Source organism: Leptospira wolbachii serovar Codice str. CDC, assembly GCF_000332515.2.
In the GTDB taxonomy this organism is placed as follows: Bacteria; Spirochaetota; Leptospiria; order Leptospirales; family Leptospiraceae; genus Leptospira_A; species Leptospira_A wolbachii.
This window is the reverse complement of the sequence record NZ_AOGZ02000014.1, coordinates 305,809-324,278: the sequence shown is the minus strand read 5'-3', so window position 1 is coordinate 324,278 and position 18,470 is coordinate 305,809. Positions and strand designations below refer to the sequence as shown.

General features: G+C 38.0%; 19 protein-coding genes. 5 read left to right on the top strand and 14 right to left on the bottom strand.

Going from position 1 to position 18,470, the window contains the following annotated elements:
• Window positions 1-6 precede the first annotated feature (6 nt).
• Window positions 7-105 carry a glutathione S-transferase N-terminal domain-containing protein gene (locus LEP1GSC195_RS19695; protein ID WP_232227729.1) on the top strand — a complete coding sequence of 33 codons (99 nt, stop codon included), beginning with the start codon at window positions 7-9 and terminating at the stop codon, window positions 103-105.
• 9 nt (window positions 106-114) lie between these two features.
• Here the strand turns inward: LEP1GSC195_RS19695 and LEP1GSC195_RS07075 are convergent, their stop codons facing one another.
• Complete coding sequence (locus LEP1GSC195_RS07075; RefSeq protein WP_015681113.1) at window positions 115-708, bottom strand: nucleoside phosphorylase-I family protein; 594 nt, start codon at window positions 706-708, stop codon at window positions 115-117.
• Window positions 695-1,717, bottom strand: coding sequence for an N-acetyl-gamma-glutamyl-phosphate reductase (argC, locus tag LEP1GSC195_RS07070; protein ID WP_015682193.1), 1,023 nt, complete (start codon window positions 1,715-1,717; stop codon window positions 695-697). The genes LEP1GSC195_RS07075 and argC overlap by 14 nt, the downstream gene beginning before the upstream one ends.
• A 230-nt stretch (window positions 1,718-1,947) precedes the next feature.
• On the opposite strand from argC, the gene LEP1GSC195_RS07065 reads away from it, so the two are divergent.
• The 3 genes from LEP1GSC195_RS07065 to LEP1GSC195_RS07055 all read left to right on the top strand — a co-directional run bounded on the left by LEP1GSC195_RS07065 (window position 1,948) and on the right by LEP1GSC195_RS07055 (window position 8,706).
• A complete protein-coding gene (locus LEP1GSC195_RS07065; RefSeq protein ID WP_015682736.1) occupies window positions 1,948-2,511 on the top strand; it encodes a Tll0287-like domain-containing protein in 564 nt (187 codons plus the stop codon).
• Between the two features lie 24 nt (window positions 2,512-2,535).
• Entirely contained in the window at window positions 2,536-5,253 is a 2,718-nt protein-coding gene (locus LEP1GSC195_RS07060; RefSeq protein ID WP_015680849.1) for a PAS domain S-box protein, read from the top strand.
• Between the two features lie 291 nt (window positions 5,254-5,544).
• Window positions 5,545-8,706 (top strand): efflux RND transporter permease subunit, encoded by a 3,162-nt coding sequence (locus LEP1GSC195_RS07055; RefSeq protein WP_015680889.1) that lies wholly within the window; start codon window positions 5,545-5,547, stop codon window positions 8,704-8,706.
• Window positions 8,707-8,784: 78 nt separating this feature from the next.
• Here the strand turns inward: LEP1GSC195_RS07055 and LEP1GSC195_RS07050 are convergent, their stop codons facing one another.
• The 9 genes from LEP1GSC195_RS07050 to LEP1GSC195_RS07010 all read right to left on the bottom strand — a co-directional run bounded on the left by LEP1GSC195_RS07050 (window position 8,785) and on the right by LEP1GSC195_RS07010 (window position 15,343).
• Window positions 8,785-9,117, bottom strand: a complete 333-nt coding sequence (locus LEP1GSC195_RS07050; RefSeq protein ID WP_015682007.1) for a YkvA family protein — start codon at window positions 9,115-9,117, stop codon at window positions 8,785-8,787.
• 204 nt (window positions 9,118-9,321) lie between these two features.
• Window positions 9,322-9,858, bottom strand: a complete 537-nt coding sequence (locus LEP1GSC195_RS07045; protein ID WP_156827642.1) for a hypothetical protein — start codon at window positions 9,856-9,858, stop codon at window positions 9,322-9,324.
• 83 nt (window positions 9,859-9,941) lie between these two features.
• Window positions 9,942-10,580 carry a hypothetical protein gene (locus tag LEP1GSC195_RS07040; RefSeq protein ID WP_051122359.1) on the bottom strand — a complete coding sequence of 213 codons (639 nt, stop codon included), beginning with the start codon at window positions 10,578-10,580 and terminating at the stop codon, window positions 9,942-9,944.
• A gap of 74 nt (window positions 10,581-10,654) precedes the next feature.
• Window positions 10,655-11,992, bottom strand: a complete 1,338-nt coding sequence (locus LEP1GSC195_RS07035; protein WP_015682155.1) for an LIC10707 family hydrolase — start codon at window positions 11,990-11,992, stop codon at window positions 10,655-10,657.
• Entirely contained in the window at window positions 11,989-12,483 is a 495-nt protein-coding gene (locus LEP1GSC195_RS07030; protein ID WP_040506525.1) for a hypothetical protein, read from the bottom strand. Before LEP1GSC195_RS07030 ends, LEP1GSC195_RS07035 begins: the two co-directional genes overlap by 4 nt.
• Window positions 12,480-13,142, bottom strand: coding sequence for a hypothetical protein (locus LEP1GSC195_RS07025; protein WP_015680567.1), 663 nt, complete (start codon window positions 13,140-13,142; stop codon window positions 12,480-12,482). Before LEP1GSC195_RS07025 ends, LEP1GSC195_RS07030 begins: the two co-directional genes overlap by 4 nt.
• A 10-nt stretch (window positions 13,143-13,152) precedes the next feature.
• Complete coding sequence (locus LEP1GSC195_RS07020; protein ID WP_015682360.1) at window positions 13,153-13,845, bottom strand: hypothetical protein; 693 nt, start codon at window positions 13,843-13,845, stop codon at window positions 13,153-13,155.
• On the bottom strand, window positions 13,842-14,123 hold the full coding sequence (locus tag LEP1GSC195_RS07015) for a hypothetical protein (RefSeq protein WP_015681845.1): 282 nt from the start codon (window positions 14,121-14,123) through the stop codon (window positions 13,842-13,844). The genes LEP1GSC195_RS07020 and LEP1GSC195_RS07015 overlap by 4 nt, the downstream gene beginning before the upstream one ends.
• Before the next feature lie 650 nt (window positions 14,124-14,773).
• Window positions 14,774-15,343, bottom strand: a complete 570-nt coding sequence (locus tag LEP1GSC195_RS07010) for a hypothetical protein (RefSeq protein WP_015680817.1) — start codon at window positions 15,341-15,343, stop codon at window positions 14,774-14,776.
• A gap of 188 nt (window positions 15,344-15,531) precedes the next feature.
• On the opposite strand from LEP1GSC195_RS07010, the gene LEP1GSC195_RS07005 reads away from it, so the two are divergent.
• Window positions 15,532-15,999, top strand: a complete 468-nt coding sequence (locus tag LEP1GSC195_RS07005; RefSeq protein WP_015682662.1) for a VOC family protein — start codon at window positions 15,532-15,534, stop codon at window positions 15,997-15,999.
• Window positions 16,000-16,249: 250 nt separating this feature from the next.
• On the opposite strand, the gene LEP1GSC195_RS07000 is transcribed toward LEP1GSC195_RS07005, so the two are convergent.
• Genes LEP1GSC195_RS07000 through LEP1GSC195_RS06990 form a run of 3 tightly spaced genes read right to left on the bottom strand, consistent with a single transcriptional unit; the run spans window position 16,250 to window position 18,468 of the window.
• Entirely contained in the window at window positions 16,250-17,215 is a 966-nt protein-coding gene (locus LEP1GSC195_RS07000) for a lysylphosphatidylglycerol synthase transmembrane domain-containing protein (RefSeq protein WP_015682143.1), read from the bottom strand.
• Between the two features lie 10 nt (window positions 17,216-17,225).
• A complete protein-coding gene (locus LEP1GSC195_RS06995) occupies window positions 17,226-17,570 on the bottom strand; it encodes a histidine triad nucleotide-binding protein (RefSeq protein ID WP_015681476.1) in 345 nt (114 codons plus the stop codon).
• A 1-nt stretch (window position 17,571) separates the two neighbouring features.
• Window positions 17,572-18,468 (bottom strand): ROK family protein, encoded by an 897-nt coding sequence (locus LEP1GSC195_RS06990; RefSeq protein ID WP_015680806.1) that lies wholly within the window; start codon window positions 18,466-18,468, stop codon window positions 17,572-17,574.
• Window positions 18,469-18,470 lie beyond the last annotated feature (2 nt).

Below are 18,470 nucleotides of genomic sequence, written 5' to 3'. Positions count from 1 at the left end.
ATTTGAATGTACCAATTGTATTCTAATTCGCGTTCCCCCTATAGCAAACGTGTGCATATCTATCTTCAATATAGACAGATTCCCTATGAAACCATTACTAAGTGACGAGCCGATTCATTTCTGTAAAAATTGGTTCTGTAAGGAATGGGAAAGCTCTTTCCAATGATTGGCCCAGTCTGCTGATCCGTTGGGGCCAACAAGATTGGTTACTGCTAGATAGGCCGTTAGAGAAATAGAAAACTTAGCCGCCACTTTCGCAATGCCAAATAGTTCCAAATTTTCCACTTCTAAACTAACCCAAGAGTCCTCTGGCGGGGTTTTTAGCTCCGTGAGTGTGATTGTCGTCGGAGCATTACAGCGAACAGGGCGAAAGTTTTTGTCTGGGATCAATTCGTAAGAGTCAGGAGACTCTGGGATTTGTTTGGATAGTTTTAATGCGTGTGTCAGTTCTTTCGTAAAAACGAGATTTGGTGACACAACAGACTTTATGGGAATTCCACTCCATTCGTAGGCCCCGCAAGATCCAAAAAAAACAATACGCCTAATCTCTTTGTTTCGAAAAAGATAATCGGATAAATTGACAGCTGCTTCTAAGTTCCCAATTCCCATCACTCGAAGATGAGGAAAAACTCTCGAATCACGAAGGATTCCGACTTCACCCTCGAAGGCTCCGGTAACGAGTATTTGGTTAGGATTAAAGGGTAACAAGACCTTCCGTTTCAGGATATCCATACATCAAATTCAAATTCTGTAAGGCTTGTCCTGCGGCTCCTTTGACGAGGTTGTCTAATGCAGATACGATAACGAGGGTATTTCCTTTGATGCGAAATCCTAGATCTAAAAAGTTTGTGTTCTGTACCTTTCTGATCTCTACTTCTTCGGGGCTTTGATACAATCGGACAAATGGTTCTTTTGCCGCTGCAGCTTGAAATTTTTCTTCTACTTGTTTGGTATGAATGCCTTTGGGAAAGGAAATATAAATTGTGGCAAGGATTCCTCTATAGATCGGAAGTAGGTGGGGAGTAAAATGAATTTCTTTCTCTTCTGTTCCTACAAAACCATACTCTTCCATTTCCGGTTCATGTTGGTGGGTGAGGATTTTATAGGCTCTGAAATTTTCATATACATTCGTATAAGCAAATTTGATTTCCTCTGTTCTTCCACCGGCGCCACTGACTCCTGATTTGGCATCGACAATGACTGGGCCTTGGATTTCCTTTCTTAAATCTCCAAGAAGGGCAATGGGTAGAATGGCAGAGGTCGCATAACAACCAGGATTCGAAACAAAGTTTGCATTTTTTAATTTTTCTCGAAAGAGTTCTGGTAAACCAAATACCACTTGGTCCATCATCCCAAATTCTGTATGGGAAAATTGATAGGCCTTTTCAAATTTGGTTTGGTTGTGCAGTCTAAATGTTCCCGATAGGTCAATGACCTTACGACCTTCCTTCAAGAATTGAGGAGCTTTTTCCAGTGAGACTTCATTCGGAGTGGCAAGGACAACTCCAGCCTCTTTTGGCACTGGTGCATCGTGTTTTTGAAACTTCAAATCTGGTAAGTGGCTGAGATCGGGGAAAACTTCGCGGATGTGTTTGCCGTCCACTTGGTTAGAAGTAACATGTACCAATTCAAAACCCGGATGATGAGCGATGAGTTTTGTGAGTTCTTTTCCGGTAAGACCACCAGCACCAATGATTGCAATCTTTGTTTGTTTCATAGAGGGAACCAAGGTCAAGATTTGCGGATTGGTACGTGCTGTCAAACGGCTCTAATCTAGAATTGAGTTGATTTTTCAAATATTGATCGGATCTTTTTTTTGCACTTGTCACCTAAGCTGAATGGTTTGTTTTGATTCAGTTTCAGGAAGACGAGGATCGCCTTCTTCCATTAGCATTTACCGGTTGCATAAGATTAAAAAAGGACTAAGATTCACCTAGGGGACTAATGATGGGAAAAATCTACTGCAAAGATATGAGTTATCTGATTTTTATGCTTTTACTTTTGAGCAGCTTGGGTTGCCAAAAGATAGACTATGAAGCGATTGCAAAGGGCATTACGAAAGAAGCCAAGGCAAATCTCACTGAAAAATTGACTACATCCATTGCCGCGGGAGGAACCGTGCAGGCCATTCCGTTCTGTAAACAAAATGCAGGGCCGTTTACCAACGCATTGGGAATGAAAAATGACGTTCTTCTTCGTCGAATTTCAGACAAACCAAGGAATCCGTTGAATGTTGTTTCGGATGAGGAAAGAAGAATTTTTTTGGAAATCGGTGCCAACCAATCGAAGGAAGGTGAGTATCCAACAAAGACGGTAGTTAAAAAGGACTTTGTGACAGTGTATATCCCCATCCCCACAGCGGGACTTTGTCTTCAGTGCCATGGGGAACCAAATTTAGACATCAAAAAAGATACTTTGATGGTTTTGCAAAAGGAATACCCGGGGGATTTGGCACGTGGGTATCGAGTGGGGAGTTTAAGAGGCCTTTTTTCTGTGCGGTTTGCCAAGTAGACTTAATATAAAACAAAAGTTAGAATGAATCCGGTTACATTTATTGCAGACAAACGAGAGTTATGTGAAATCGTATTGGAATACGGGTTACATGGATTTTTAGTATGGGATCTATCGATTGGAATTGTATACCCCAGTCCCGTTGCCTCCAAATCTATGGGAATGACGGAAGACCAATCTTTTCCTGCGGAATGTATACTCACAAATTCAGGCATTCGTTTGGATACAGCTCTTGGAACGAAAGAATCTATCATTGGTCGCATTTGTTTTGATCCCAACAATAGTGCGGGTTTTCCATTCCGCATGTATCCCAAGGAGTTTACTGAATCGGGTAAAAATTATATCCTTCTTGTTTTGGATACAACCATCGAAGGTCCAAACAATGCCAATCCTCATATTTTACAATCGACTGAATTGTCTCGAGATTTGTTTTCTTCCTCCTTTCGTAATTCGAGTATTGGAATGGAAATTGAAAACCCGCATGGAGAAGTGATCGAAGTCAATTCTATCTTTTGTCAGTGGCTTGGGTATTCTGCGAGCGAGTTGAAAACAAAATCTATTTCTGATATCACACATCCAGAGGATTTAGAATTAGAACTCTCTTTTTTAGAAAAACTCAATAGAGGATCGATTCAAAGTTTTCAAATAAAAAAACGTTATATTACCAAAGACAAACATTTGATTTGGGCTGTGTTAAACAAGTCAATCATTCGAGACCATTCAGGAAATCCTATTTATTATCTTTCTCAAATCTTAGATATCTCCGAGTCTTTACAAGCAGAGATGGAGTTACAAAATGTCTCTCGGTTACTCGACCAAGTGGCAGGTCTCGCTAAAATTGGTGGTTGGGATTTGGATTTAAGAACAAATAAAGCTAGTTGGACAAATGTAACAAAAACGATTCATGAAGTTGAGGATGATTACATCCCCAGTGTGGAAGGTGGAATTCAATTCTTTCAATCGGAAGAAAGTAAACGAAAGATCTCTGACGCAGTATCTTTGCTTTTAGCTGAGGGGAAAGAATACGATTTGGAATTAGAAATGGTTACAGCTAAAGCTAACCAAACTTGGATTCGAACGATTGGTCGTGCCGAATATGAGAATGGGAAAATTGTAAAAATTTACGGAATCATCCAAGATATCAATGAACGTAAAAAATGGGAGATGGCACTCGCCGCCCAAACAGCAATTTTATGGTCTTTTGTGGAACATGCTCCGGCCGCTGTTGCTATGTTAGATCAAGAAATGCGGTATGTAGCTCTGAGCCAACGATGGATCGAAGACTATAGAATCCCTTTGACCAAGGAAGAGATCATAGGAAAAAGTCATTATGAAATTTTTCCCAATATTAGCCAACAATGGAAAGATATCCACTCACGTGGGTTACGCGGGGAAGTCTTAAAAAAAGACGAAGATGTTTGGAGGCCACCAGGTTGGGAGAAAGACCAGGTGCTTCAATGGGAAATTCGTCCATGGAGCCAACTTGGTGGTGGTATTGGCGGAATTTTAATGTTTACTCGTGACATTACCGAAGCCTATGAAACAAAGTTAGAATTAAAACTTGCCAAGGAATTTGCGGAAAAAGCTTACAGTGCTAAGTCGGAATTTTTAGCGAATATGAGCCACGAAATTCGAACCCCTCTCAATGGCATCATCGGTTACTCTGATTTACTTGCGGAAACTTTAGAGGACTCATCTTACAACGAATATGCGCAAATTGTAAAACAATCTGCCCATGCTTTGCTTAATATTGTAAATGATATCTTGGATTTTTCAAAGGCAGAAGCAGGGAAGTTGCAGCTCGCAGAAGAAGCATACAATCTAAAAAAATTGGTTCTTGAAGCAATCAAAATCATGAATATCCAAGCCATCATCAAGGGACTCGATATTCAATTTCATATAGATGAAAACATTCCTCCGCTTCTTATGTTTGATTCGAATCGTTTAAGGCAAGTGATTTTAAACTTATTGGGGAATGCTATCAAATTCACTGAAACTGGTTATGTGGAATGTAATGTAAAAAGATTAGATATATCAGAAACAAATCCTGTAAATCTCAGAATTTCTATAAAGGACACTGGGATTGGAATCGCTAAAGATAGCCAAGAAAAAATATTTGATTCTTTTACTCAGGAAGACTTTTCCACCACACGTAGGTTTGGTGGAACTGGCCTGGGATTGGCAATCTGTAAACAGTTGCTTGCTTTAATGAAATCTGATTTGCAATTAAAAAGTGAATTAAACGAAGGGAGCGAATTCTATTTTGATATCCAACTGAGAGTTCCTGATTTTGATCCACAGCTTAAACTAGTGGAATCGGATACGAACGATATGAAGAAAGGAAGAAATTTCCAATCTTCAATCGATGGAACTTCAAAAATTTTGGTAGTCGAAGACAATCCTGTGAATCTTGGTCTGATGAAGAATTTTATCAAACGGATTCTGCCGGAAGTTAAAATCTTAGAAGCTCAAAATGGCGAAGAGGCAATTCAAGTCTTTTTAGAAGAACCACTAGCCCTCATCCTTATGGACATACAAATGCCCGTGATGAACGGATATGATGCAACAAAAGAAATTAGAAAACTTCCCAACGGCAAAAACTTGCCAATCATTGCAGTGACCGCTGGAATCATCGCTGGAGAAAAAGAGAAATGCCTTGGAATTGGAATGAATGATTACATTAGTAAACCAGTCCAAAAAGAGAATTTAAAGCAGGCACTTCTGAAATGGTTAGATACCTAATAGCATTAAGGACCAAAAAATAACCTCCACACACTAATGCGGGAAGCTAACTTCTCTTGTTCGGGAAGGTTTAATCGCCAGCCTCTCGGTTTATTTGTCCAATCGACATAGACCGACTATGAATTGACACAAGTTACAGCAGATATACGGAATTTGCCTACTTAGCTAATATTTCTTTAGATAGAAATTCTCGATCCCGAATCAAAATCTGTTGTTTTTCTCCTCTCAGATTAAAAACTGACCAGTTAGTCAACTTTTTTGTCTTTAGATTCACTTTTTGGGAAGTAGCGAATGCAGAACATTGCAAAATTCATTACCGATAAAACTCTTATCATTCAATTCATTTTAGTCCTTTTCGTTTTGATTGGACTTTCACGTTTACTTTCCATGCATAGGGAGGCATTCCCGAATGTGGCACTCGATAAGATAGTCATCGAAGCACCACTTCCGGGAGCCACACCCGAAGAGATTGAACGATTGGTTGCCATCCCCATTGAAAAAAAATTGCGGGCGGTAGCAAAGATTGATAAAATCCGGAGTTATAACTTAGAGAACGTAAGTGTGATCATGGTCTTTATTGTTGAAGGAACCAAAAATACAAAGAAGGTTTTGGATGATATTAAAGATGCCGTTGATTCCGTTCGGCTTCCTGATAATGCACAAAAACCGAAAGTAAGGGAGATTACCACTGAAAAACAAGAAGTAATCAGTCTTGCTCTTTCTTTAAAAGAGGATTCCAAAGATTCGATTGGCGACTATCGGAAGTTACGTGACACTGCAAAAGCATTTGAAGATCGCTTTTTCCAAATTAAGGAAATTGCTGAAATTGAAAAAATTGGCTATAGAAACCGAGAGTTTCTCGTGGAAGTTAATCCACATGCCTTAAATGCAAAAGAAGTTGGTCTGAATACAGTGCTAAATGCCCTCGGCTCTCGGAACATCAACATTCCTTCTGGACGATTAAAAGTTAACGGAACTGAATACCTATTGCGTACAAGGGGTGACTTTGAAGAAGCAAAGGATATGCTTTTTGTTCCAATTTTAGGAAATGAATTGGGTTTTGCGACAGTTTTGAAAGACGTAGCAAAGGTAGTTGATGGTTTTGAAGAAGAAAAAACCTACGAAAAGTTAAATGGAAAAAATAGTATCATTTTACGAGTCTGGAAAACGGACCAAGCTGATATCATAACCACAGCAGATACCGTAAAAACTTTAGTGTCTTCTATGGAAGGAAACTTTCCAGAAGTCGAAACAAAAATTTATGATGATAAAAGTAGGGATGTTCGTCGCCAACTCGGTGACTTAATTTTGAATTTTGAAACGGGGCTCGTTTTAGTATTACTTTCTCTTATCTTTATTTTGGGTATGAGATTAAGTATTATGATTAGTGTTGCCATCATTTTTATCTTTCTCATTTCCTTTATCTTTCTAAAACAGTTTGGGTTTACCATCAATACCATTACCATTTTTGGAATGGTGATGGTTCTTGGTATGATGGTGGATAACTCCATTGTTGTTGCTGAAAATACTTATCGTTTGATGCAAGAAGGGATGGAGAGGCGAGATGCTATTTTGCAGACCTTCAAAGATGTTTTAGTCCCACTACTTGTATCGTTTCTAGTGATATCCGCTGCTTTTTTCCCACTTTTGTTTATGAGTGGGGTGATTGGTAAATTCATTTTGGGAATCCCTGCTGTGGTTCTTGTAACGCTTGCTAGTTCCCTTTTGTTTGCCCTTGTTTTTTTACCAAACTGGCTAAATAAGTTTTTACCAAAAACATACCAAGGTAAAATTAAAAAAAATGAAACCATAGAAGAGAAAGAAGGAGCCTTTGGGTATGTAATTTCTGGTTACAAACGAACGATGACGTTTGCTTTGAAACACAGGATTTTTGTTCTTTCGATTTTTACATTTATCTTTTTCTTTACCTTATTTCTCGCGGGAAGGTTTTTACCTTTCGTAATGTTTCCTTCAGGAAGTGAAGAAGATATTGAAATTAAAGTTTGGATGCCGATTGGAACTACACTCCAGAAAAACCTTGAAATTATTGAGAAAATGGAACCTGCTGTGACCAAAATGGCGGGAAAGGACTTTGTCCATTTACGTAGCCGGATTGGAATTCATGAAAATCCTATTACCGATCCAAAACCAGGGCAAGAGGTACATCGTTCTCACCTAACAATGAAGCTAGTGACAGCAGCAGATCGGAAAGAATGGGAAGATGCAAGAGTTCTTGTGAAAAAAATTCGGGAATATATTCAGGAAAATAAAGTTTCAGGAAATTTTCCAAAAGAGATGATCTATGATGTGAATGCTCGGATCAAAGGGCCACCAGTGGGAAAACCGGTGAGTTTAGAGATCCGCGGTGCTGATTTTGATGTCATTCAAGAGATTGCTGATCTCTACATCAAAGAATTGAAAAAAATGGATGGAGTTTCTGACATTCGTATTGATTTGGAGCTTGGTAAAGAAGAATACAGATTCTTTGTTAAAGATGAAATTGCAGGGAGAACCGATGTAAGTGCCCGGGACATTGCCCGATCGGTTCGGACTGCCTTTAATGGGGAAGTCGCATCGACTATCAGTAAGGGTGAAGATAAAATTAATATCCTCGTTCGTTTCCCAGAAGCAGAAAGACATTCTGTATCTAGTTTGAATTTAGTAAAAGTGGAAAATAAAAATAGAAGACTCATACCTCTAAACCAAGTTGCCTATTTTGAAAAGGATCGGGATTATTCCATGATCAACCGTCAAGACCTGCAACGTGTGGTGCGACTCGAAGCTTCCGTTGATACTGATAAAACAACATCTCTTTTTGTAAACCGACAACTTAAGAACCTTGTGAATGTGGATAAATATGCAGCAAACGCCTATTCGGTGATCTTTGGTGGTGAACAGGAAGATGCTGGAAAGTCATTTCGGGATTTAGGAATCTCGATGTTACTTGCGGTTGCGGTAATTTTTGGAATTTTTATCGTGTTTTTTAACTCGGTAGGAACAACTACTGTGATCATTGGATCGATTCCTTTTGGAATTGTGGGTGTGTTGTTTGCGCTCATGACACATGGAATGCCACTCAGTTTTATGAGTACACTTGCGATTGTGGCACTCAGTGGTTCCATTGTGGCCAACACTCTTATCCTCATTACCTTTATTGAGGAATTACGAATGCAAGGAATGTCGATTGAAGACGCCATCATCAATGGTGGTGCCATTCGTTTGCGACCGATCTTTTTAACAACGATCAGTACTGTGATTGGACTTGTGCCGAGTGCCTACGGGATACCCACTCTGGATCCATTTGTGCAACCACTCTCGCTTGCTTTTGGTTGGGGATTGTTCTTTGCCACCGGTGTGACCTTGGTCTTTGTTCCTGTGTTGTATAGAATCAAAGAGGATTTTAAACATATCTTTTCAAAGATTTCTTTTTCTAAACTTTTAAGAAGGAGTTAGAAACGTAAGGCAATAGAATCTTAGAAAGATGGATCATCTTGCTATCTTTGGATTGGAAGATGATCCTTATGTATTTTGTTATGAATCCTTTTCGTTCGATAAGGATTCGTTTGCTTTAGCATAGTGTTCTGGTTTTAATTGGGATTTGATGATGAGTAGGGTTGTAGCAATTACACCCGCATCATCGGTATATCCGAGTGCCAAAATAATATCGGGGATGGCATCGACTGGCGAGATAAAATAGAGCAATGCCAAAACGATAGAGGCTTTGGCAGATAGAGATGTGTTTTCGTCGAGTAAGCAGTAATACATAGCGATTACATCTTTTAAGAAAGGAATTTTCTTTCCTGTTTCTTTGATTTTTTTCCAAAAATTATCTTTGATAAATTTTAGTTTTTGTTTCTCGTCCATACGAGGTTCATTGTATGGCGCACAAGGGTATAAGCAAGGAATATATAAGGGATTCCGTTGCGTTAGGGCAGTCCCAGATCGAGAAGATCTACCTCCACCACTTGAAGACGTGTCTTTCCAAATTTTCCTTTTTTGTCTATTTTATTTCAATGAAATCGAATTCTTGGCAGCATAATTGTATTTATCTTGCGATTACAAAAAGGATCAATAACAATCCTTGTAAATTTCTCCGCTTGATCTATCAGTTACTTCTGCATTGAATTCTGATTTTTCATTTAACGACTGAAGAGCAGGAATTAACGTTTTGTCGCAATTAAATGTTAGAGTATTCTGGTTTTGGATTGAATTACCACAGGATGCAATCGCAGCAAAATTTTCATAAACGGTCACTTGGAAATGATTCCAAAATACGGATTTTTTATCCCCGTTTGACAAGTGATTTATTCCAACTGTTAAATCACTTGTCCCATAGAATTGATAACCTAAAAAAAATTCAGAATCTTCATTGTTTTGGGGTACATTATTTATAATCACTGTGTCTGATAATGATTGTAGATCTAACGAGAGCGTTAGTTTGTATTTTGAGATAGAAATTTTCCCACCAGCTAATTCCTGAAAACTTAAATTTGAAGGGGGAGGTTTTAGAAATCCTATTTTGACATCGCCTATTGGGTCTGAAAATTCTATATTTTCCGATAAGGAATGTTTATTGCAACCTGTGTAACTAGTGTCTACATACAATTTTGATAAGTAAGTTTGGAAAACTAGATTTTTGGATATGGGATTCTCTTGGGAACAGAAACTAAATGAAAGACATATTAATATTAAAGGTTTGGGCATAATTCATAATTGAGATCATTTTGAAATGAACATGGAATCCCTCGCGCAAATCTTTTTTCTCTAATTCCAGTCAAGATTGGTAGAAAACTACTTTGAAAACTTAAATCATCAATACAAGAACTTGTGGTTGATTCTATCATTGCTAATTCTACCTCTACAGAATTAGTTGAACCAAGCTCATTGGAATTCAATAAACGCAAAAATTCATCACTTAAATATTTAGCTTCCAAAAAACCCGAATCCCCACAAGAAGGAAGACTTGTAAGAAGAATATCACCTTCATGAATCGGACCATTTATATCCATGTAATCTTTCAGAACTGATGATGCTGGTGCAAACATTGCATTATATTTTGCAAAAAGTGATCCAGTACCAACAGAACAATTTGGTAGATTAATATTGATAAATGTTAAGTCATCTTTTCTTTTCTGAAGTATTACTTCGGTTTTGAGATTTTGAAAGAAATCTAATTTGCATTTTTCTGAAGCGATTGCAAAACAGATAGAGAATCTATCAGTATTTCTTTGTGCTGTCACTAAACATCCATTAAAAATTTGACCCGTATATATATTTTTTTGCGCGGGTAGTGCCAAAATTAATGAAGAAGGATTCGGAGTCTTCATCTCAATGCATCCAGAGCTACAACAAAGACTGAGTATTAATAGGAAGTAGCTCAAGATCGTTAATTCATTTATTCTTACCAGCATTTTCCAGTTAAAAAACAGAATAATAGTGCCCAGTCAATTGGTTCTGGCTGGACAACAACGTCGGCAGGAGTGGGGTCTTGGATTACTGATCCTAATGGTGGTTTCTCAGTCCGCCCACAATTCCAATGTCTGCAGGCTTGCCCATTATAATCTGTTGGTTCCGGAAGACTAGTCCACCCCATTTCTGAAAACTTCTTTTCCACATGATAAGACCAGAGATAGTAGCCAACGTGATTGAGATGAACTAAATCGGAATATAAATTAGGATTCGCAACGTATGGATGCCCATAGAAAGCATCTGTCTGTCTCAAAAAGTATGTATAAAGAGGAAGAAATCGAACACCTCCTGCTGTATAGGAAATCGTAACGGGCGTTTTATTTTCTTCCGTATATGTATAGATATTGTTATATGCATTTTCTTCGTTAACCATTGCTTCGAGACTTGGTTGGTGAATTAGTAAACCTATACTTATTACATGCGATATTGGGTTTTTCAAACTGTCTTGTAACCAACGCCAATACCACTCATCCTGGCCAGTTGGCGAAATATTCCCATCAAAGTAACTCTTCATATCAGACATGCTTTGAACCGTACCATCAAAAATCAAGGCATCTCGGATTAACTTGAATGCTTGATCGAAATTATAAACAAGAGTTTGCATTAAATCCTTCACAGCTTCATTCCATTGTTCTTTTATCTTTTCATTTTTAATTACTTCAGCAGCATTCATTAGCTGACCTGTTGGCCAGTATTTAAAATATACAAAGTAATCAGTGTAATTTCCAAGAGTTGGACTTTTTGCAATTGCAGGAAAGTTTCCCATCAATAGCACATTTTTTCGTCGGAGAGGATTTCGGAGCATTCGTACTAAAACGCGCGTATTGTAGGTAACTCTTTGATCTACGGCTCCAAGCTTCCAGGGCATCCACATTAGTAGAGCTAGGTTATCTCTATAATCATTACCTCCGATTTCTATGGCGACATTGTCTGCTGTTTTATACGCATTTCGGTTAATTTCGTTCCTGGAACAGTGACTAATTAGATTATATACATCTCTAGTTGTCCAACCTCCAGCGGCTAAGTTCTGAATTTTCCAATTAATTTGAGGGTTCTGTATCGTTAGATACGTTTCCCAGCCGAAATAACCATAACCTTCTTGGTCTATGTAATCACCTAGAGAGTCTCCATAAAATGTAACCAGAGTCCTCTCGGGGTCGAAATTAGTCCGATTGCAATCAGGATCGAGACCCTGAGCAATTAAAGAGGAGCTACATACAAATACGAAGGCCAAAAATAAAAAGGCATTATATCTAGAAAATTCTATCATTGGAGTTCTTCCGTTATTGAGTGAATAATAGAATAAGTAGAATTCTCTGATATACCCTCCAGAAAATAACCTCTCTGTTGATTACCATTTTCAGTATATTTGAATTGCAGTTGTGTTGAAGATAATTCTTCGCCCATGTAAAGGGATGTGTCTGATTTAACGGATGAACGACAACTTACTGACCGACTGCCTATTTTGTCATTCGATAGCTTAAAAACATTCAATGTATAATTCCTAAATTTGAATGAATCTGCACTGCGTCTCTCCTTAAAATCAAACCAGAACCTCTCTCCTGCTTTAAGAGTAATACTATAACTTACTCCTTTTTCTAGTATTGAATTTGGTGAGAGACAGTTGCCTTGTTGCCACAGAATTTCACGTAGGACAAAAAGTTTGAATTCAGGCGAAGTTTTCCAATAATCTTCTTCTTTTTGACAAGAAGTGAGGATTAACAAAATAAATACGATTACCAACAGAAATTTCCTTTTCATAGTTTAGTTACACCTCTTTTCAAAAGCTCTTCCGAAACTTTTTGCCTGAGTGCTACAGTTTTTGTTCTGATTATAGTTAGGAGATCGATAGGTATACCTGAGTTTCTATCACCGAAGTCTATTTCCAGACGAATCATTATTAATGATAGAGTTAGTCGCTTTCTAACATTTATCAAATCATCTATGCTATACAATGGAAAATCTGATTCAATTCTTCCAAAAAACTGATCTGCCTCCTGGGACTCCTTTGCAATTAATTCCTCTTTCGTCCCAGCAACCTTATCCGGAACATTTTGTCCTATAGACTCTCTATAAATTTTATCATCAATTTCTTTATCCGATGGTTTTGCGAATTGAATTGTCTTCCAACCTTCAACAGATTGTTTTTTCATTCCCACATCTGTTAATATTTCAAATTCTGAAAGTTCCTTTAACAAAGCTTCAATAGCTTCCGACTCTTCAGCAGATATAATTGGTAGCGATGCTTGTCCAGGCTCCTCAGGAGAAGCAGGAAGTCCTAAATCTTCGTATATATATGGTTTTGTGCCACCCAAAAAAACAGGCAAAAAATTAGCGCTTCCTTTATCGATACAGTTATAAAAGAAAGCGATGTAAATCAGTGCTACTAATGGTTTCAAAGTTTGAATTTTTTTTAGCATGAATTTTTCCTTAAAAAGTTTTAATAAAAGAGAACTCAATATTATTTTTGGCGATCATGTTTGGCGTATCTCTATATTGATAGAAAGAACTAAATCTTGTTAAGTTTCTTGCCGGAATATCTAAATCTTCGTTTTGCTCATTGCGTCCAAAGCGAAGATGTGCATTTATTGTTGAATATGAAAAAGTGAACAAAGTAAGTAGCCCAGCTATTTGATAATTTCTATAGCTAGAATCAAATTTCTTTTCTACATTATTACTTAATCCGATGTATGAATTTTTAACTGCGTTATTTGCCTGTTGTGCATCCCAAAAGAAAATTCCGGTTGTAAGAACCAAACTTAACTTGATGATGCGGATATAGAAATCCTCTTGTTCTGTTTTCTCTTTGCTTGAGTGCCATTGGTAGCTTGCTCCAGCATCAAAGTAGATGAGTGATTCCCAGGCAGCCTTTGATCGTGAACCTTTTTGAATTATAAAATAGTATTCTTCAGAGACTATCCCCTGTAGTTGTTCATTCGTAATCATTCGACCAACGGAATCGTTTCTGACAAAAACTCCGTTTTCGGTTTTTGTATATTCACCTAATACCGCTTCTTTACCCTGAACAAGTATCACACCTTTTTTGTATGCGTCATTAGCCTCTAAAGTTGAAAAATAAAACAAAATTAGTGAAAGTGCAAGATGACGAGAAAATAATTTCATTTCCAAACAATTGCCTCACTACTTACTGTTGTATGAATCCATTTGTTTGCGTGGATTTCTAAAAATGTAACTTTTTTCTGGCCATCTTTTTCCTGAACATAATAATCTTTATAATGTAACTCGCGACCTTCTAAGAAGGCAGGAGGATGCGGTTTTACATAAACAGAGTGGATTTTTTCCTCTGGTATTTTATAGGCTTTTTCGAATTTAGCCGTTACTTGTGTAACTAAACTATTCGTTTTTGTAAACTTTGCAGTATTATGCTTTTCTTTATACAAATAGTGCCACCCAAAAAAAAGATTTAGGATAATAGACGAAGTTGATAATACAATAATAAAGATAAATGCGAAACTTCTAATTTTCAATTGTAAACCTGTTGATATCCTTTAGTTTTAGCTTTCTGTGCACCAGTGATTGTAGTCTTGGCTACAATCAACCAGTTGGTCAATATTTTTGGATACGAAGGTTTTTCTTTTTTGAACGTTCCCAACGTTATTTTTGATTTTTTTTTATGGATTACGTTCAAAAGTGTTTTTCTTTATTATTTCATCGGATGTTAGCGGTTTGCTTTTGAAAGCCTTCTAAGGCCAACTTAGCTATTTTCTGCGATGATTTTCCACTTCTAAATTTCTTATTCTGGCAGGTGTTGGTGTTTTTTAGAACACAGAATGCGATTATTTTGGCATCATAACGAATATTTTTTTTTGCGCCGTTAACGATTACGAAAGTTCATCGCCATTCAATTGTTGAATACAAACTTTTTTTGGAATTACGCCGGGTAGGGATTGTGGGAATGCTCCGCAGTTAGAAATAGATGACTTGGGCTTTAAGAAGCCAATCTTTTGTAAGTGTTTGATTGGCTAAACTGTTTAGGTTTTGGATTCAGTAATTTCTTAAATCCAAAACCTATTGTTTTATAAAGAAAAAACTATTTCTTTTTAGCTTCTGCTTTTGGTTTTCTCTTTAGGATTTCTTCTGCTTTGGAAAAATCAATCGTTGGGTATTTGGCTGAGAGTTCTGTTGTACACTCTTTGAATCCAACATCAGAAATATCTAATTTCCCATCTAAATAACTGAGAGTTCCTGCAAAAATAGGAACGCTAGATCCTTCATTTGATAGAGTCCAACTTTTTTTATCAATCAGTTTGACACTGGTAGTTTTTCCACCTCCAGTTCGAATTGCTGCCTTATAGAAAGAATACACTGTTTTATTGCCAGTAAAAAGAAAACAACCGGTAAGAAGGCTCGGGTTGTCTTTGTTTCCTTTACCTAAATCCAGTGTATGACCGCTGATTTCACTATTGATCAAGTCAAAATTTTCTAAGGTTACGTTGTAGATCTTTTCGCTTCCTGCATTAAAATTAGCTTTGATAAAGTAAATGGCTTTTTCTTTGGGAATTTGCGGAGCGATTTCTTTTGTCGGATCGACGACTGCTAGGCTAGAGCAATTCGCTACGCCTAAAATACTTAAGAGAACCAATGTTAGAAGTTTTTTCATTCAATACCTACTATTTTATTTACCTAACAGTATAGAAGGCGGTCGCCAAATCAAATACAATTCTGGTTCTGCTCCAATGGAGACTGGGCGAGAAATCGGAAACCAACGAGAAAAATAATTTTCGTGAGACGGTCTCTGCTAGAATGTGGTGAGGTAGAAATTATGGTTTGTTAGAAAGAGGTATGTAAATGTCTGGAAATCGTCCTTTTAAAGTTTTAGGTATCCAACAAGTCGCCATCGGTGGTGAGTCGAAAGAAAAGTTATCCAAGTTTTGGGTAGATGTAATGGGCCTCACAAAAGTTTCTGATTATAGAAGTGAAAAGGAGAACGTGGACGAGGACATTCTGTCCATGGGTAACGGACCTTTCAAAGTAGAGATTGATCTTATGCAACCCATTGACCCAAATAAAAGTCCCAAAGTTCATGATCCCAAACTCAATCATATAGGTCTTTGGATTGATAAATTGGAAGAATGTGTTGAGTATTTAACCAAACAAGGTGTTAGGTTTACTCCTGGTGGAATTCGAAAAGGGGCTGCGGGGTATAACGTTTGTTTTATTCACCCTAAAGGAAACGAAGAGTTTCCTCTTTGCAGCGAGGGGGTCCTTGTCGAACTCGTGCAGGCTCCCGATGATGTGATTAAAGCTTTAAGTTAATTAACGAAACGACTGCAATCGATCGGTGAAATATCCGATTGATTGTGCATATTGAATGTAAGAAGTTTCCACTTTTATCGGAAGGGAAAAAGTGGATTTTCCTCTAAAGAATTTTGTTTGTCTCTCTGGAAAGACAAGTTTGAACAACTTGAAAAGAGGAGAATGGAAAGAAATCCCTGTATGATAAACTTTAAAAAATCACTTCGGAAAACCATCTCTATTTAGAGAGAGATGGTTTCCAAAAAGGGAATTAAAAACTTTGGATTTTGTTTTTTTTCTCGTGAGTTAATCGCCAGTAGAGATATGCCACAAGAGCTAAACTTGTGGTGATAATAAATTGTGTAAGGTGGACCACTGTTGCATACACTAGACCTTCGCCTGGATCCCGTCCAAGGATGATAAATCCAGAGATGATGGCTGCATGGAAAACACCAATTCCGGATGGTGCCGAAGGAATTGCTACACCCATTCCACCAAGGAACATAAAGAGAAGTGCCTCTGGAAATTTAAGAGGCATGTCGATGAGTAGGCCTGCCAAATAATAGGAGACTGCATAACCTAAAACCCAAGTAGGAATGGAATAAAGAACAGGCTTTAGTAATTTGTCGCCTTTTAAAAAGGAGGAAAATTCCACTAAATGGTGGTCTAATTTTTCTTCGTATAACCCATGTTTGCCGATGATACCAAATATTGTTTTAGCTATTTTACGTAGGGGATCTAAAAAATACCGAACTAGAATAAGTCCAACAATCATCCCGACAATCACAAGAGCAGAGATGAGAAGGAGGCTTAAGTTTTTGGACTGTCCAAGTCCCATATAAAAGAGAGCAGCAGCGCCAATCACAACGACAGAACCAAGATCCATCACCTTTTCCAAAAAGAGACGACTGAATAAGTGAGTGAGAGGAAGCTCTGTATCTCTTTTGTTCATGATGAGGCGCACTAAGTCACCACCTCTTGCTGGAAGAACCATATTGAGTCCGACACCGATGATGGCTGTGGTAAAGGCCTGGGCAAAACTAATCTTTTTCTCTAATAGATAATACCAGCGAATCGAGAAGGGTATAAATGCCCATAGATTCGAAAGGAATAACAATGGGAAAATCCACCAATTGATTTTTCCTTCTAAACGTTCGAATTCGGTCAGGTCAAAGTTTTTTGAAAGAAAATAAACCGCAATGCCTGAAACTAAGATTCCAAATAATAATTTTCTCATTCTGTCCTTTTTAACCCGGTGGCCATTTTAGGTGACGACCACCTAGCAAGTGAAAGTGGATGTGGTTTACAGTTTGTCCGCCGAAACTTCCACAATTGTTTACTAATCGATAACCTTTTTCTGAAATTCCATTTTGTTCTGCAATTTTAGGAATGGTTTGAAATATCTCAGTGAGTATCTTTGGGTCCAAATCTCCAATTTGATTCATACTGGATATATGGACTTTGGGAATGATGAGGACATGAAAAGGGGCCTGCGGAGTGATATCATGAAACACTAATATGTTTTCTGATTCAAATTCCTTTTTGCTTTGGATTTCTCCACTTGCAATTTTACAGAAAAGACAATTTTCCATACTATACTTTCTCCTTCGAAAACACAAGAGATGCAGCGCCTAAGGCACCAGACAAACTCGCCCCCGCACCAATTTTTAATCTGTCATTTAATACAGGAAAGATGGAAGATCTGATTTCGGATTCTAATATTTTTCCGAACAGGTCATAAGATTTTGTGATTCCCCCAACAAAAACAACTGCTTCTGGGTTTAGTAAGTGGACGGCATTTCTGACTGCGTGGGCCAGTGCCAAGGTTCCAAAATCTAAGATTTCTTTGGCAAGAGGATCGTTGTTTCGAACCAATTGAAAAAATTCTTCAGCATTTTCCAAAGTTTGGTTCGACTTCTCTTTATACCGACTGAGTAAACCCCGCGTGGAAAAGTAACTTTCCACACAACCTCGAACCCCACAGCCACAAAGGGCCCCACCAATCACAGAAGTGGTATGGCCAATTTCAATTCCATTACCGAGGTATCCAGAATACAAAATACCTTTGTTCACAAATCCTCCACCGACACCCGTTCCCAAGGTGAGTATGAGTTGTGATTCGGTATTTTTATAAGCTCCAAAGTAAGCTTCACCTAATGCAGCACAGTTGGCATCGTTTTCATACCAAACGGGAAGGGAGAATTCTTGTTTGAGTGATTCTTTGATGGGAAGGTTTTTTAGTCCTAACATATTGGCACTCGAGATCATCACCCCACGTTCGTTATCCAATGGGCCAGGGGAACCCACACCAATTCCTATCCCATCTTTGACGAGGGGACGAATTGTATCTTTTAAAATTTTCAGGAAATGGTCGTTCTCTAAGTGATCCGGTGTGGGGGAAACTTGGGACTTAATTTCGTTTCCACTTTCATCGAATAGGCTTGCACGAATGCTTCCCCCTCCGACATCCACTCCGATGGCATTTCGCAAAC